Annotated in this window: 11 protein-coding genes; 4 read left to right on the top strand and 7 right to left on the bottom strand. The window is 58.4% G+C overall.

The genetic code is table 11. From position 1 onward, the window contains the following. Positions 1-6 precede the first annotated feature (6 nt). A complete protein-coding gene (locus H8F22_RS21395) occupies positions 7-4,872 on the top strand; it encodes a leucine-rich repeat domain-containing protein (RefSeq protein WP_194940663.1) in 4,866 nt (1,621 codons plus the stop codon). A gap of 2 nt (positions 4,873-4,874) precedes the next feature. On the opposite strand, the gene argR is transcribed toward H8F22_RS21395, so the two are convergent. The 7 genes from argR to acs form a co-directional block, all read right to left on the bottom strand. After that, on the bottom strand, positions 4,875-5,855 hold the full coding sequence (gene argR, locus H8F22_RS21390; protein WP_027923925.1) for a transcriptional regulator ArgR: 981 nt from the start codon (positions 5,853-5,855) through the stop codon (positions 4,875-4,877). A 243-nt stretch (positions 5,856-6,098) separates the two neighbouring features. Continuing rightward, positions 6,099-6,863, bottom strand: a complete 765-nt coding sequence (locus tag H8F22_RS21385) for an ABC transporter ATP-binding protein (RefSeq protein ID WP_007943885.1) — start codon at positions 6,861-6,863, stop codon at positions 6,099-6,101. 27 nt (positions 6,864-6,890) lie between these two features. Beyond that, a complete protein-coding gene (locus tag H8F22_RS21380) occupies positions 6,891-8,003 on the bottom strand; it encodes a M14 family metallopeptidase (RefSeq protein WP_194940662.1) in 1,113 nt (370 codons plus the stop codon). 1 nt (position 8,004) lies between these two features. Further along, on the bottom strand, positions 8,005-8,703 hold the full coding sequence (locus tag H8F22_RS21375; protein ID WP_027923923.1) for an ABC transporter permease: 699 nt from the start codon (positions 8,701-8,703) through the stop codon (positions 8,005-8,007). After that, the gene (locus H8F22_RS21370; RefSeq protein WP_027923922.1) at positions 8,700-9,389 is read right to left on the bottom strand and encodes an ABC transporter permease; all 690 of its coding nucleotides are present in this window, start codon (positions 9,387-9,389) and stop codon (positions 8,700-8,702) included. Before H8F22_RS21370 ends, H8F22_RS21375 begins: the two co-directional genes overlap by 4 nt. Before the next feature lie 91 nt (positions 9,390-9,480). After that, positions 9,481-10,257 (bottom strand): ABC transporter substrate-binding protein, encoded by a 777-nt coding sequence (locus H8F22_RS21365; RefSeq protein ID WP_027923921.1) that lies wholly within the window; start codon positions 10,255-10,257, stop codon positions 9,481-9,483. Between the two features lie 699 nt (positions 10,258-10,956). Then, the gene (gene acs, locus H8F22_RS21360) at positions 10,957-12,912 is read right to left on the bottom strand and encodes an acetate--CoA ligase (RefSeq protein ID WP_027923920.1); all 1,956 of its coding nucleotides are present in this window, start codon (positions 12,910-12,912) and stop codon (positions 10,957-10,959) included. A gap of 495 nt (positions 12,913-13,407) precedes the next feature. Between acs and H8F22_RS21355 the strand changes: the two genes are divergently transcribed. The 3 genes from H8F22_RS21355 to H8F22_RS21345 all read left to right on the top strand — a co-directional run bounded on the left by H8F22_RS21355 (position 13,408) and on the right by H8F22_RS21345 (position 15,942). Next, positions 13,408-13,671 carry a DUF2790 domain-containing protein gene (locus H8F22_RS21355; RefSeq protein ID WP_027923919.1) on the top strand — a complete coding sequence of 88 codons (264 nt, stop codon included), beginning with the start codon at positions 13,408-13,410 and terminating at the stop codon, positions 13,669-13,671. A gap of 188 nt (positions 13,672-13,859) precedes the next feature. Next, on the top strand, positions 13,860-14,174 hold the full coding sequence (locus tag H8F22_RS21350) for a hypothetical protein (RefSeq protein ID WP_027923918.1): 315 nt from the start codon (positions 13,860-13,862) through the stop codon (positions 14,172-14,174). A gap of 517 nt (positions 14,175-14,691) precedes the next feature. Next, positions 14,692-15,942, top strand: coding sequence for a ribonucleotide-diphosphate reductase subunit beta (locus tag H8F22_RS21345; RefSeq protein WP_007943877.1), 1,251 nt, complete (start codon positions 14,692-14,694; stop codon positions 15,940-15,942). The last annotated feature ends 47 nt before the right edge of the window (positions 15,943-15,989 follow it).

The raw sequence follows: 15,989 nt of genomic DNA, 5'->3' as shown, positions 1-15,989 counted from the left end.
TAGCGCATGAGTCGACACGAACAAGATCGCCCTTCTAACGCAGCCGGCAATGAATCCGCCACGCAGCCGGACGATCACTACCATCACCTGTTCAACAATCTGCCGACCTGGGTACTGGAAGCCTCGCCCGCCACACGCGACGCCCTAAAAAACGCCTCGCCTGCCACGCCGCGGTGGTACGGCACCGCGACATCCGTGCAACACCAGTCGCTGAAAAAGCTCGGCCAGGACCACTGGACCCAGCGGAATCGCCTGGACTCAACCCTGTCCAAACTGCAAAGCGCACGCGCCTTCGCCGAACCTCTTCTGACCGCGGAGCTGAAAACCCGGTTTGATCTGGAACTGGACGTCAACACCACGTTCCTGCGCCTTTACATCCCGCAAACCGTGCCCTGGTTCGGAGTCAGGACGGGCGCCGCACGCACCTGGACGGTGTCGCTGCTTGATGCCGCCCTGCATAACTTCCAGGAATCGGAAGTGGCGGCCGATGCTTACGAATCGGCATCAACGTTCATTACCGCGCCGTCACCCAATGGGCAGTTCGATACGCTGCCAGCGATCAAACAAAAAATAACCGTCCCCGCCTTTGCGCGGCTGTGCCGGGATCTGGACATCGGCGCCCGGTACAACACGTACCTCAAAGACAATCTGGGGCTGACTAACCCGGTGGCCGGCGCGGTGTTGAAATCGAAGGTGATCGGCTCGCACAAAGCGGCACTCAAAGCGGCGTTGCAAATGGCTCAACTGCGCAAGGACATTCCGGAGGATGCCTGCCTCTCGATCCTGCGCCTTGTGGAAGGGCGCTCAGGTGCGCGACTCAATGGTCAACCGCTGTACGGCCATGACCTGAGCATCATGTCCTCCTCCCTGACCGGCATTGTCATTTTCGCAGCGAGTCTGGAGCGCGCACGCAAAGGAACGCGGATCATCGCCTACATTCCCGACGATCCCGAACATCCACTCAAGGAATACCCGAACACCCTGGCGTTCATGAACGAGCTGACCCGCAAGCTGCGTGCCCCGGCTTACCAGACATTCTTCAGCCGTTTCGTCGAGCACAAGGAAAGGGGCCACTTTTTCGCTGATCTCAATCAACGTCTTCAGCGCGTCACCTGGCATCAGCACACGCGTGGCGACCCATTGCCTAGCTGGCGGGAAACGCCCATCGACAGGCCCAACCTGCGGTTTTCAATGACGCCGTTCAGCGCGGACCTGTGGAATCATGTCTATCAGCGCCAACTGAACAAGATCATCAACGATGCCAGCACGCAGGCCGTCGCCACCGCCTCCGCGGACCGAAACGGGCGCTGGGCATTGTGGGATGCCTTCAGCAAAGTGGCGTCGACGCTGCTTGAAATCGCGTCGTTCGTTGCCTTGCCATTCGTTCCGTTTCTCGGCGAAGTAATGCTGGGTTACATGGCCTACCAGTTACTCGACGAAACGTTCGAAGGCATCGTAGACCTGGCCGAAGGGTTGAAAACGGAGGCGCTAAGGCATCTGATAACGCTCGCTGAAACAGTGGTTGAAGTGGGCACATTCGCAGTGGGTGGCGCGATCGCTGCCGGCGCCTTCAGCCGTTTGCTTTCGCGCGAAGCGGTCGCGCTGGTCGACCCGCTCAAACCCGTCGCAACGCCAAAAGGAAAAATCCGCTACTGGAAGCAAGATCTACTCCCGTACGAACACGCCCAAAGCCTGCCTGACGGCGCAACCCCCGATCAACTTGGCCTCTATCGCCACGGGGGCAAGACGCTGCTGCCCCTGGAAGGAAAACTGTACGCCGTGAAACCCGAAGGCACCTCCGGCGCGTATCAGATTGAGCATCCGACCCGCACCGATGCTTATCAGCCTTCTTTACTGCACAACCACCACGGCGCCTGGCACACCGAACTGGAGCAGCCGCTGCATTGGGATCGGGAAACGGTCATGCGTCGCATCGGCCACGATGTCGAGTCGTTCAGCAACGCCGAGCGCGAGCAGATCCTGCAGGTCAGCGGTTTTCACGACAATGCCCTGCGCGAGATGCATGCCGAACACTACCGCCCGCCTTCGCTGCTGACCGACACGATCAAGCGCTACAGGATCAACCGGGACATCGACACCTTTATCGAGCAGATCGGCAGTGATCAAGCCGAGCACTACCAAAAGGCCGATGCGGTCATGCAGCATCAACTGCTGAGCAGCTACGACGACTGGCCTGTCGACACGCCGATGCCGGCAGCGCAAGACCAAACGTCAACCTTCAGACAACAGACCGCCGAACTTGCCCGGAGCCACCGCAAATCGCTGTTCGATCTGCGCTACCGAGCACTGGAAAAAACCGATGACCTGCGAGTCCAGCGACTGCTGGATGACGTGCAGGGGCTACCCACCGATATCGCCGAGGAATTGGTGAGCAATGCATCCGGCACCGAGCTGAAACAACTGCACAACGGCCACCTTCCCCAGCGACTCAAGAATGCAGCGCTCAAAGCCATGGAAGCCGTGCGCGCGACCCGAGCTTGCGAAGGCTTTTATTCCGAAGCGCTGGACACCACCGACACCCACCGACTGGCCTTGCACAGCCTGAATTCGCTGCCTGATTTGCCGGCCGAATTACGCATCGAAGTGAGGGACTACTCGGCCGAGGGGACCTTGCGCGACAGCATTGGCCAGCCCGATGCGCCCATTCAAAAAATACTGATTCGCGCTGAAGACGGCACTTACCAGGTTCACCAGGACACTGGCTCGACGCAGGGGAGTTTTTATCAGGCCCTGTTCCGGGCGCTGCCGGAGTCGCAGCGCAACAAGCTGAACCCTTTGATCGCAGACGCCCGGACACTCAAACAACGCATCGCCGAACACGCACTGGACCAACCGGCCTTACGCAGGCTGTTCGCAAAAAATCCCCATCGAAAACCGTTCTATGACCCAACCACCATGCGCCTGCCCGGTGGTGCCGAGGGCTACAGTCGAATCGACCGCGAGACACCGACGCTCAACGACCGGGTGCGCGAGGTTTACCCCAACCTTCCTCAGGAAGAAATGCAGTCCATTGTCCAGGCATTGCAACTTCATCCCGATGGCGCTCGCGTAGAACTTTCACGTGTGAGGAGGGAGTTGGCCCGACTGCATCAGGACCTGCGCGTCTGGGTCAGTGACTCGCCCACGGCTCATCCTGAAACCGGACGCCCGCTCAGTGAGCTGGAGCAACAAGCCGAGCGAAACAATCGCCGGTTGCTGGCCCAGGAAATCCAGCGCAGCTGGCGGCGACAGTCCGACCGGGATTTCGACACCCCAGAGGGGGTGACCCAATATGTGCTCAGGTTCGAACAGCCGATACTCGGTGACTTTCCGCCACTGAGTGCCGACTTCAGTCATGTGTCGCGGTTGTCCCTGGAAGGCACGCGCAGTGCGCAGGCCATTCCCGCGTTTCTAAGGGGCTTCAGCGGACTGCGCCGCCTGGAGTTGCGCCGATTTTCCCTGACCACCCTCCCCGACGCCATCAGCCGAATGCCCGACCTTCAAGCCTTGGTCTTGAGCGATTGCGGCATCCGGGTCGACGCCGCCACCTGGTCGAAGCTGGCGTCACTGAAAAAACTGGCCATGCTGGACCTTTACAAAAATCCGTTTGAAAGCCTGCCGCGCATCGACACGATGAGTGAGCTGGCGCACCTGGACCTGAGCGACACTCGCATGACGGAGATTCCGGCCGGCGCTCTGCAACACCCGAAGCTCGAAACCCTCCTGCTGATGAACAACCGCATCAGCGAGTTGCCTGCCGGGTTATTCGAAAGTTCGCTGTACGACAAGCGCGGCCTGCACCTCACCCACAACCCGCTTTCGAACAGCGCGCGGGAATTGATCAAGCAACACCACTTCGAAAACGCCTACGACATGGGTGTCTATGCTCCCGAAGCCGATATTGATCGCATCAAGGCGTTGTACCCCAGCATGGAAGTCGAACAGGCCAGTGAGTTTGTCTACGAATTGCCGGGGACTCTGGAGGAAGGCCGCACATACCTTACGCGCCTCGAAGAAGAGCTCACCCAACTGAAAAATGATTTGTCTGCCTGGACCACCGATGTTCCGGACCGGCACCCCGTGACGGGTGAACCGTTCAGCCCCGACCAACTCTCTGCCGAGCAAGCCAACCGTGACGAACTCAAGCAGGCACTTGAGAAGTGCTGGCAGCGTGAATCTGGACTGGATGATTTCAACGACGCACTTGAGCCGACGTTCGAGCTTATGGTCCGCCCGGTTATCAATGGCGAGCTGCCCGCCATGAGTGCAGACTTCAGTCATGTTTCCGCGCTGGAGATCCAAAGCGCCGAGGGTGCAACACGACTGGGGCGTTTCCTCGAGTCCTTTACCAACCTCAAAAGCCTGAGGCTGCGCGAGTGCGACCTCGGTGACATCCCCGATGCGGTCTTCAAGATGGGGCGCCTGCGCTCGCTGTCGCTCCCCGAATGCCGGGTCAGCCTGTCTGCGCAGACGGCAAATGCATTGGCGGGCATGGAGCAGCTTGATTACATCGACCTGAGCTTAAACCCGTTGGGGCGTACGCCGGATCTAAGCCAAATGCCCAACCTGTCGACCGTGTTGCTCAACGACACCGGCATCACTGACATCCCCCATGGCCTGCTTCAGCTGACGGATCTGGACTGGGTCGACCTGAGCATGAATGCAATTACCGAGGTGCCCAGCGACCTGCTGGAATTGCCGGTGGAGGTGGCTGAAAACATCACCTTGAGAGGCAATCCGTTTTCGGAGGAAAGCCTGGCGCAACTGGTCCGCTACTTTGAACTGACCCGTGCGGATTTTGGCGTGGACGAGGTCATCAACCAAGGTGAGATGCAGGTTTCGACTTCAGAGGGTTCCGAGGTCGACGAATAACATCAGCCGCGCTCGGACGGCACCGACGACAACTCGAATGGACTGCTGCTGCGCCGCTGGTTGCGATCTTCCCGCGGCGTGGCACCGAAGAAGTTGCGATAGGCACTGGAGAAATGTGGCCCCGAGGAGAAGCCACACGACAGGCCGATCTGGATGATCGACTTGCTGGTTTGCATCAACATCTGCCGGGCCTTGTTCAGGCGCAATTCCAGGTAGTACTGGCTCGGCACACGGTTGAGGTATTGCTTGAAGATCCGCTCTAATTGCCGACGGGACACGCACACGTGCTGGGCGATTTCGTCCGTGGTCAGCGGCTCTTCGATGTTGGCTTCCATCAGCAGCACCGCTTGGGTGAGCTTTGGATGACTGGAACCGAGGCGGTTTTGCAGCGGGATACGTTGGCGCTCCCCGCCTTCGCGGATGCGCTCGACCACCAGTTCTTCCGAGACTGCGCCAGCGAGTTCGGCGCCATGATCACGGGCCAATACTGCCAACAACAAATCAAGTACCGACAGGCCGCCGCACGCGGTCAGCCGATCGCGATCCCAATCGAACAAATGACTGGTGGCGATGACTTTAGGGAAACGCTCGGTGAAATCGTCCTGCCAGCGCCAGTGCACGGCAGCGCGATACCCATCAAGCAAACCCAACTGCGCCAGCGGGTACACACCCGCCGACAAACCGCCAATCACACAACCGGAACGCACCAGTTGTTTCAACGCACTGCTGAGCGCCGGCGCAAGCGTGGTCGGCGGCTCATCGGCGAGCAAAAACAGCTTCTGGAAATTTTCGAGTTTGCCGGCCCACGGCTCACCCGGCAATTGCCAGGCGCCTTCGGTCGGCGGTTCGGCCTGCAAAAACGACAGTTCGTAAACCACGTCCGGGTGCACACGCTGGGCAACACGCAAGGCCTCCTCAGCCAGCGCAAGCGTCAGTGCTTTAGTGCTGGGCCAAATCAGGAAACCAATTCGATGGGCAGTCATGGCGGGCAATCCGAAACGAGAACAGTGAAGAAGGCATGGGCCAATGCTAGCCCGTAAATGAACGCAAATCTCAAACCTGTAGCGATCAAATGTGGGAGCCGGCTTGCCAGCGATAACGGTGGATCAGATAACATCTCTGATGCAGACATACCGCTATCGCTGGCAAGCCAGCCCCCACAGGGATCGGGGCCGGCCTTCAGGTTGCGAAGCATGCACTATCCCGGTGCACAACGGCAGTCTTGATTACTTCAGGCTGCCCGAGAGGAATTGTTGCAGACGCTCGGACTGGGGATTGACCAGCACCTCACGCGGGTTGCCACTTTCTTCGACGACACCTTTGTGCAGGAACACCAACTGGTTCGACACTTCACGGGCAAAGCCCATTTCGTGCGTGACCACCACCATGGTCCGGCCTTCCTGGGCCAGGGCCTGCATGACTTTCAGCACGTCGCCGACCAGTTCCGGGTCGAGTGCCGAGGTCGGTTCGTCGAACAGCATCACCTCAGGTTCCATCGCCAGCGCACGGGCAATCGCCACACGCTGTTGCTCGCCGCCGGACATGTGGCCAGGGTAGGCGTCCTTACGGTGACCCACGCCGACCTTGTTCAGGTAGTGCTCGGCTTTTTCGCGGGCTTCGGCCTTGGACATGCCCAGCACGTGAACTGGCGCTTCCATGATGTTTTCCAGCGCGGTCATGTGCGACCACAGGTTGAAATGCTGGAACACCATCGACAGGCGCGAACGCATGCGTTGCAGCTGTTTCGGGTCGGCCGCCTTCAACGCGCCGTCCTTGTTGGCGACCAGTTTCAGCTCTTCGTTGTTGAGCAGAATCTTGCCTGCGTGCGGCTGCTCCAGCAGATTGATGCAGCGCAGGAAGGTACTTTTGCCGGAGCCACTGGAGCCGATGATGCTGATCACATCGCCAGCCGCCGCTTTCAGGGACACGCCCTTGAGCACTTCGTGACTGCCATAGCGTTTATGCAGGTCTTGGACTTCAAGTTTGTACATGCGGTCGGTTCTCACAAAAACAGTCAGTCAGTCGTTGAGCAAGCGCCCGTGACGCAGCGCTTCGCGCCCCGCCACCTTGGCCAGCCAGAAACCGGGTTGGGCATAACGCAGCCGTTCAATGGCAAACAGCACCCCGGACGTACCAGCACACACCGTGCTGACCCGATCCGACAACGGATCGATCACTTCAAAAATCTCGTCACCGGCTTCGATCCACTCACCGGGTTTACGCAGGAAACTCACCACACCGGGGTGCGGTGCAAACAGCAATTCGGTGCCTTCGAACGGCAAGCCTTCGCACGCTTCTTGCGCAGGTTTTGGCCATTCGCCGCTGATCAGGCCTTGCTCGGCGAGGAACGCCAGAATGCCTTCGGCGTGAGCCACGGACTCAAGACGACCGGTATCCGCCTGACCACCTAATTCAAGGGTAGTCGCCAGACACGCCAGCGGAATCTGTGCATCCGGGAACAGGCGCGACAGACGCAACCACGGCAGCGAGCAGGCTTCGTCGAAGGAACTGCCGCCGGAATCTTCCGCGAGCAAACCCACCTTCACGTTCAAGTGCGCGGCCAACGAACGCCACTGCGGCCAGTGTTGCGGCAAGGCGTACATGTGCAGTGCCGCTTCGGCGTCGCAGTGCAAATCCAGCACCACATCGGCGGTGCAGGCGTGGCTGAGCAAGACGCGCTGCATGCCTTGCAACTGACTCGCAGCCGGTGGCAATGCAGCAAGCGCATCGCTCATGGCCTGACGGATCATCTGGATATTGGCGTGCGGATCATCACCGAGGTGCCCTGCCAGCTCAGACGCAACCGGCGCGCTCAGCTCAACGAAATCGCGGTTGAAATTCTTGCCGCTGCCGGCCTCGAAACGCCCTTGATGATTGCCCTGCAACAGTTGACCGAGACCCAGTGGGTTGGCCACCGGCACCAACTCGATCACACCGTTGAGCAAGCCTTGGGCTTCGAGCTCGGTCAGGCGCTTTTTCAGCTCCCAGGCCGTGCGCATCCCCGGCAGTTCATCGGCGTGCAGGCTGGCCTGGATGTAGGCCTTGCGCTCGCCACTGCCGAAGCGGAATACCGAAATCTGGCGTTCGCTGCCCAGGTGGCTCCACGGCAATACGTGATCGATGCGTTCCATATCAGTGCTTCCGCGGGGCCAGATAGCCCAGCCAGCGGCGCTCGGCCAGTTTGAACAGCTTCACCAGGATGAAGGTCAGGCACAGGTAGAACGCGCCGGCGGTGATGTAGGCTTCGAACGGCAGGTAGTACTGGGCGTTGACCGTGCGTGCGGCACCGGTGATGTCGATCAGGGTCACAATGGACGCCAGACTGGTGGTCTGCAGCATCATGATCACTTCGTTGCTGTACTGCGGCAGCGCCCGGCGCAGGGCCGATGGCAACAGGATGCGCTTGTACATCTTGTAGCGCGACATGCCCATCGCCTTGGCGGCTTCGATCTCGCCATTCGGGGTGGCCCGCAGGCTGCCCGCAATGATTTCGGCAGTGTAGGCGCTGGTGTTGATGGCAAAGGCCAGGCATGCACAGAACGTTGCGCTGGACAGCCACGGCCACAGGAAGCTTTCACGTACCGCTTCGAATTGCGCCAACCCGTAGTAGATCAGGAACAGCTGCACCAGCATCGGCGTGCCGCGGATCACGTAGGTGTAGAGCCAGGCGCTCATGTTGACGGCGGCGTTCTTCGACACGCGCATCAAGCCCAGGGGCAAGGCGCACAGCAGGCCGAAAAACAGCGACAACGCGAGCAATTTGAGGGTAGTCACCAAGCCGCCGAGGTACAGCGGCAAGGCCTCCCAAATGACGTTGTAGTCGAAGATCATAGATCAGCCGCCCTTACGCCTACCGAGTAGCGCTTCTCAAGGTGACGCAATGCCAGCAACGAAACACTGGTGATGACCAGGTACATCGCCGCCACTGCGAGGAAGAAGGTGAAAGGCTCGCGGGTGGCATCTGCCGCCTGCTTGGCCTTGAACATCATGTCTTGCAGACCTACCACCGAAATCAGCGCGGTAGCCTTGGTCAAGACCAGCCAGTTATTGGTGAAGCCCGGAATCGCCAGGCGAATCATCTGCGGCACCAATACCCGGAAGAACACCTGAAAACTGCTCATGCCGTACGCCATGCCGGCTTCTGCCTGCCCCTTCGGGATCGCCATGAAGGCGCCACGGAAGGTTTCCGACAGGTACGCACCGAAGATGAAACCGAGGGTGCCGATACCGGCGGCCAACGGGTTCAGGTCGATGTAGTCGTTAAAGCCCAGCAGCGGTGCGACGCGGTTGAGCAGGTCCTGGCCGCCGTAGAAAATCAGCAGGATCAGCACCAGATCGGGAATACCGCGGATCACCGTGGAATACAGATCGCCCAGCCAGGCCAGCCAGCGAATCGGCGACAGACGCAGCGCAACGCCGATCAGCCCCAGAACAATGGCCAGGACCATGGACGACAAGGCGAGCTGAAGCGTCAGCCATGCGCCATCGAGGATGACAGCCCCGTAGCCTTTCAACATGATTCAGGTCCTCGAAAGTTGGGATGAAAAAATGGCGCAAACCTCAGAGATCCTGTTGCTTGCGCCATTTCGGACTTGTCGCCGCAGCGTATTACTTGCCGTAGATATCGAAGGCGAAGTACTTGTCCTGGATTTGCTTGTATTTGCCGTTCTCACGAATGGCAGCGATGGCCGCGTTGAGCTTGTCGAGATCAGCCTTGTCATCCTTACGCACAGCGATACCCACGCCGTCGCCGAAGTATTTGACGTCGGTGAACGCCGGGCCAACGAAGGCGAAGCCCTTGCCAGCGTCGGTTTTCAGGAAACCGTCATCCAGCAGCGTAGCGTCTGCCACGGTGCCGTCGAGGCGGCCGGCGGCCACGTCGAGGTAAATTTCGTTCTGCGAACCGTAAGGCTTGATCTCGGCACCCAGCGGGGCCAGGACTTCGCGGGCGAAACGCTCGTGGATCGAGCCACGTTGCACGCCGATGTTCTTGCCCTTGAGCTCAGTCAGGCCTTCGCTGACTTGAGTGCCAGCCTTCATGACCAGGCGAGCCGGGGTGTTGTAGTACTTGTTGGTGAAGTCGACAGACTTCTTGCGGTCTTCAGTGATCGACATGGACGACAGGATCGCGTCGATCTTGCGCACTTTCAGTGCCGGGATCAGACCGTCGAACTCTTGCTCGACCCATACGCACTTGACCTTCATCTGCTCGCACAGAGCGTTGCCGATGTCGTAGTCGAAACCAACGATGCTGCCGTCCGGCGCTTTGGAAGCGAACGGAGGGTAAGCCGCTTCGATGCCGATTTTCAGAGGCTTTTCATCGGCGAAGGTTGGCAGCGACAGCACGGACAGTGCCAGGGCGCCAAGCAGCACGAGTTTCTTCATCTTGGGACTCCATCGGTAAAGGGCAAAAACGGCAGAGTGAGCGACAGCCCAATATGCGAGTGAGTAGAACGACAAAGCGGTTGCTGCGTCGTAGGAATCGCGTGTTGTTTTCAACACGGTCACCGACGAGCGAGTGATCGGCATTCTAACGACAGGCCCGAAGCCGATATTTCTTCAATGCGACAACAAATTACAGATGCACCGAGAAAGCCGCTTGAGCGCGTTGACAGCCCTGCAAAATCATGCAAGAGCAAAAGACAGTGAACCGATCTACATTGCAAATTGCGGGCCTATTATTGGCAAACCCTTCTAATCCGGCAAGCTTGGCGTTATGTCTTATTTTTCCAGGGGGCTCAGGAGGCGTGGGAATGGGGTTTTGCGTTTCTCAATGCCCCGGATTGGCACGAGCGGTTACACATTCAGTTACTTGAAGGAGGATGGGTAACAGTGGGAAAGGACCTACAACTGAGTCCGATAATTATTGGCTGTTGTTTATGGGGTGCCTGACCTGACCCCATCGCGGGCAAGCCTGCTCCCACAGCGGTCTGTGTTGCTCACAAACTCCATGCCCACTAAAGATTCCTGTGGGAGCGGGCTTGCCCGCGATGGGGCCAGGGCTGCCCACGCAAAAATATCAGGCAATAAAAAACCCCACCAGGCTCACCACCTGGCGGGGTTTCATGCCTCAAGACCCGCTACTTAAGCAACGTTCATGGTCTTGTGCGTATCAATCAAATGCTGCACCACTCCCGGATCCGCCAGGGTCGAGATATCCCCCAACCCGTCGTATTCAGCCGTGGCGATCTTGCGCAGAATCCGGCGCATGATCTTGCCCGAGCGGGTTTTCGGCAGCCCAGGTGCCCACTGAATCACATCCGGCGAGGCGATCGGACCAATCTCCTTGCGCACCCAGTTTTTCAGTTCCAGACGCAGCTGCTCGCTCGGCTCTTCGCCATTTTTCAGGGTGACGTAGACATAAATGCCCTGCCCCTTGATGTCGTGCGGCACGCCGACCACTGCCGCTTCGGCGACTTTCGGGTGCGCAACCATCGCGCTTTCGATCTCGGCGGTGCCCATGCGGTGGCCAGACACGTTGAGCACGTCATCCACGCGACCCGTGATCCAGTAGTAACCATCCGCATCACGACGCGCACCGTCACCGGTGAAATACATGCCGCGGAAGGTCTTGAAGTAGGTATCGACGAAACGGTCATGGTCGCCGTACAGCGTACGGGCCTGACCCGGCCACGAATCGAGAATCACCAGGTTGCCCTCGGCAACGCCCTCGATGATGTTACCGAGGTTGTCCACCAGCGCTGGCACCACACCGAAGAACGGACGCGCCGCCGAACCCGGCTTGAGTGCGTGAGCGCCCGGCAGTGGGCTCATCATGTTGCCACCGGTTTCGGTCTGCCACCAAGTGTCGACGATCGGGCAACGGGACTTGCCGACATTCTTGTAGTACCAATCCCAGGCTTCCGGGTTGATCGGCTCACCGACCGAACCGAGCAGGCGCAGGCTGCTGCCATCAGCCCCCTCAACCGCCGCAGTGCCCGACGCCATCATCGCGCGGATCGCCGTCGGTGCGGTGTAGAGGATGTTGACCTTGTGCTTGTCGACGATCTTCGCCACCCGGGTGATGTCCGGATAGTTCGGCACGCCTTCGAACAGCAGCGTGGTCGCGCCATTGGCCAGCGGGCCGTAGACGATGTAGCTGTGACCGGTGACCCAGCCAACGTCAGCGGTGCACCAGTAGATTTCGCCCGGACGGTAGTCGAACACGCGCTCGTGGGTCATCGCCGCATACAACAGATAACCGCCGGTGGTGTGCTGCACGCCCTTAGGCTTGCCGGTCGAACCGGAGGTGTAAAGGATGAACAGCGCTTCTTCGGCGCCCATCTCTTTCGGCGCGCAGACACTGCCCGCCACTTTCATCAGGTCTTCAAACCAGATGTCGCGATGCTGGTTCCACTTGATGTCGCCACCGGTGCGCTTGCACACGATGACTTTCTGGATGCTGCTGGTTTCCGGGTTGGTCAGCGCGTCGTCGACGTTGGTCTTGAGCGGGATCTTCTTGCCGGCACGAATACCTTCGTCAGCGGTGATCACCACTTTGGATTTGCAGTCGATGATGCGACCGGCCAGGGCTTCCGGCGAGAAACCACCGAACACCACCGAGTGAATCGCGCCGATCCGGGTGCAGGCCAGCATGGCGACCACGGCTTCGGGGATCATCGGCATATAGATAGTCACCACGTCGCCGCGGTGCACATCCTGGCCGCGCAAGGCGTTGGCGAATTTGCAGACTTGTTCGTGCAACTCGCGGTAGGTGATGTTGCGGCTTTCGGAAGGGTCATCCCCTTCCCAGATGATCGCGATTTGATCGCCGCGCTCGGCCAGATGACGGTCGAGGCAGTTGTAGGAAACGTTCAGGGTGCCGTCGGCGAACCATTTAATGTCGACATGGTGATCGTCGAAGGACGTCTGCTTCACCGTGGTGAAAGGCTTGATCCAGTCGAGGCGCTTGGCTTGCTCGCGCCAGAAGCCGTCCGGGTTGACGACCGACTGCTGGTACATGGCCTTGTAGGTCGCCTCGTCAGTCAGCGTGTTAGCCAGGACCTCGGGACGAACGGGATACAGGGAAGCCGCACTCATCTTTCTTACCTCGGTGGAATAGTTGTTTTTGTATGGCCCCAGTTGTAGCCGGGCCGGGCCTATAGAACCATTCGACGATGGTAGTAACAAGCCCCTACAAAATGTCCTGAAAAGCCCGCAACCCCAACTACCACGCCTCTTTCAGGGTGTTTCAACCCCCAGTCACAATGCGGTCTGTAGCCGCTGGCGAAGCCTGCGTCCGGCTGCACAGCAGTCGAACGCAGGCTTCGCCAGCGGCTACAAGTCGTGCGTCGTCGTAGATAGATGGGGCTGTTTTCGTGGATTGTTACGAAATCTGTCAAAGGTGTTTATCAAATCCACGGCTATATGATTGAACCCCCTACGCCTAAAATCTGCCACGCCAACAAGGCAATCTGATTAACCAAGTTGCAGCCCCCACGAAGGCAGTTAATCAAACACTCCGGTACCCAAGCTCCACACGCAACCCCACAAAGGTTGCGTGACCCCATTCGACCTCTAAAAGGTAAATTTGAAATGAAAGCTTTATTAGTTCTGGCCCTCAGCAGCCTGTGCGCAACCGCCATGGCAGATGAGGTTCCGACTGATGTCGCACAGCAACAACCGGTAGTTGAGGAATACACTTACTCCACCCATCTGGACATCGCCAAAGTTGTTTCCATGAGCGAAGTACCGAATGTATGTGAAGTTGTCCCGATGAAAATGGAATACGAAGACTCCAAGGGCCAACACCATATTCTGAGCTACACCATGATGGGTAACGGCTGCTCCAATGGCTGATCATTCGCCCGCCTCTTAACGGTTCGACCCATCCGCCCCGCCCTTTCAAGGCAGATGCAGCGCCGAACCCAACACATCTACTTATACGATTGTTTTAAGCATTTATTTGCGCTTTTCAATCAAATTAGTTGGCGTAGCATTCATTCCATACCCAAGGCACAAAACGCCAACAAACCTGGAGCACGACCATGAAAACCAAACTGATCCTCGCCCTGACCCTTTCTGTCCTGGCTGCCAACACTTTCGCTGCTGACGGTTTCGACCGCACCGGCTCGGCTGCCCACACCGCACAAGCAGCTGTCGCTTCTGATGGATACGACCACACCGGTTCGGCTTCCTTTGCCGCCGATGGTGCCGATCACATCGGTGCAGGCAAGCTGGCTTCGGATGGCTTTGATCACACAGGCGCCGCCAAAGTCGCTGCTGACGGCTTCGATCGCACCGGTTCGGCCAAAGTCGCCGCCGATGGTGCTGATCACGTCGGTGCAGCACGCCTGAGCTGATCATCGAGCCTGACTTCACAGCCCGGCTTCGGCCGGGCTTAGTTGTGTCTTGAACCACCGAAAACCGATTCAAAACACAACATGTAGTGAAAAACCGCTTTTTTTGCCTATTTTTTGAACAAAAAAGTAGTGTGTCAAAATTTATGAAAAAAAATCTGCACCGGCGATATCCAGCCAAAGCCCTATAAACCCTCGCTCCGACCGAAAAACCTGCCTTCTCGTCCGCTCCATGCGCGGATTCGCCCCACCACGGCCGCAAAAATTTCCCTATAATGCCGGCTTAAACGGGCCTGCAATATTCCCTTACAGGGATAACAGCCAGTCTGAAGCCCACGCCGACGTCCTCACCGATTTCTGCGCCCCTCAGAGGCTCTCGGAACCCCGTACAAAATTATGTTTATTTGCCTGCGTGTACCGCTGCAAAAAACGCTATCCAACGCGGCCAGTACGGCCGTGTGAAAAACAACCGATCAGTTTTCACACGGGCATCTGGCCCTCACGCAGGAGACGACACGTCATGCTGAGCTGGGACGAATTCGACAAAGAAGACAGCGGCGAAGCCGTGGTAAAAGGCGCTAACGCCGGCCACGCGACCGAAGCCAACATGGACCGACTCGACACCGCTGGTGGTGTCGCCGCTCAAGAAGCTCGCGCCGTTACCGCGAACGACTCTGCCGCCATCGCCCGTGCCAAAGCTGCCCTGGACACCCTCGACGTCGCCGAAGGCCTCGCCGAACTCGAAGGCGCCTCTGCTCGCGTCGCTGTCGACGAAAAGCGCATGATCAACTGCCGCGCCGACCTCAACCAACTCGTACCGTTCAAGTACGACTGGGCCTGGCAGAAGTATCTGGACGGTTGCGCAAACCACTGGATGCCGCAAGAAGTCAACATGACCGCCGACATCGCCCTCTGGAAAGACCCGGAAGGCCTGACCGACGACGAGCGCCGCATCGTGATGCGCAACCTCGGCTTCTTCTCCACCGCCGACTCCCTGGTTGCCAACAACCTGGTCCTGGCCGTGTACCGCCTGATCACCAACCCGGAATGCCGCCAGTACATCCTGCGCCAGGCCTTCGAAGAGGCGATCCACACCCACGCCTACCAGTACTGCATCGAATCGTTGGCCATGGATGAAGGCGAGATCTTCAACATGTACCACGAGATCCCATCGGTCGCGAAAAAAGCCACTTGGGGCCTCAAATACACCCGTTCGATCTCCGATCCGAAGTTCGAAACCGGCACCGTCGAAACCGACAAAGAACTGCTGCGCAACCTGATCGCCTACTACTGCGTTCTGGAAGGCATCTTCTTCTATTGCGGCTTCACCCAGATCCTCTCCATGGGCCGCCGCAACAAAATGACCGGCGTCGCCGAGCAGTTCCAGTACATCCTGCGCGACGAATCCATGCACCTGAACTTCGGCATCGACGTGATCAACCAGATCAAAATCGAAAACCCGCACTTGTGGGATGCCGAGATGAAGGAAGAAGCTTCGCAGATGATTCTGCAGGGCACTCAGCTGGAGATCGAATACGCACGTGACACCATGCCTCGCGGCGTGTTGGGCATGAACGCGGCGATGATGGAGGACTACCTGAAGTTCATCGCTAACCGTCGTCTGTCGCAGATTGGGTTGAAGGAAGAGTATCCAGGGACGACTAACCCGTTCCCTTGGATGAGCGAGATTATGGACTTGAAGAAAGAGAAGAATTTCTTTGAGACTCGGGTTATTGAGTATCAGACTGGTGGGGCTTTGAGCTGGGATTGATTTAACTCAGTACAATTAAAGATAAAGTAAAAGGTGCCCCGCTAAAT

This window comes from Pseudomonas mucoides (assembly GCF_015461845.1).
In the GTDB taxonomy this organism is placed as follows: Bacteria; Pseudomonadota; Gammaproteobacteria; order Pseudomonadales; family Pseudomonadaceae; genus Aquipseudomonas; species Aquipseudomonas mucoides.
This window is presented reverse-complemented; position numbering and strand designations above follow the sequence as displayed.

Bases quoted from the DNA above. Each gene is read 5' to 3' on its own strand.
- H8F22_RS21365 (WP_027923921.1), bottom strand. From the start codon at position 10,257: ATGAAGAAACTCGTGCTGCTTGGCGCCCTGGCACTGTCCGTGCTGTCG.
- H8F22_RS21345 (WP_007943877.1), top strand. From the start codon at position 14,692: ATGCTGAGCTGGGACGAATTCGACAAAGAAGACAGCGGCGAAGCCGTG.
- argR (WP_027923925.1), bottom strand. From the start codon at position 5,855: ATGACTGCCCATCGAATTGGTTTCCTGATTTGGCCCAGCACTAAAGCA.
- H8F22_RS21375 (WP_027923923.1), bottom strand. From the start codon at position 8,703: ATGATCTTCGACTACAACGTCATTTGGGAGGCCTTGCCGCTGTACCTC.
- H8F22_RS21380 (WP_194940662.1), bottom strand. From the start codon at position 8,003: ATGGAACGCATCGATCACGTATTGCCGTGGAGCCACCTGGGCAGCGAA.
- H8F22_RS21395 (WP_194940663.1), top strand. From the start codon at position 7: ATGAGTCGACACGAACAAGATCGCCCTTCTAACGCAGCCGGCAATGAA.
- H8F22_RS21355 (WP_027923919.1), top strand. From the start codon at position 13,408: ATGAAAGCTTTATTAGTTCTGGCCCTCAGCAGCCTGTGCGCAACCGCC.
- acs (WP_027923920.1), bottom strand. From the start codon at position 12,912: ATGAGTGCGGCTTCCCTGTATCCCGTTCGTCCCGAGGTCCTGGCTAAC.
- H8F22_RS21350 (WP_027923918.1), top strand. From the start codon at position 13,860: ATGAAAACCAAACTGATCCTCGCCCTGACCCTTTCTGTCCTGGCTGCC.
- H8F22_RS21385 (WP_007943885.1), bottom strand. From the start codon at position 6,863: ATGTACAAACTTGAAGTCCAAGACCTGCATAAACGCTATGGCAGTCAC.
- H8F22_RS21370 (WP_027923922.1), bottom strand. From the start codon at position 9,389: ATGTTGAAAGGCTACGGGGCTGTCATCCTCGATGGCGCATGGCTGACG.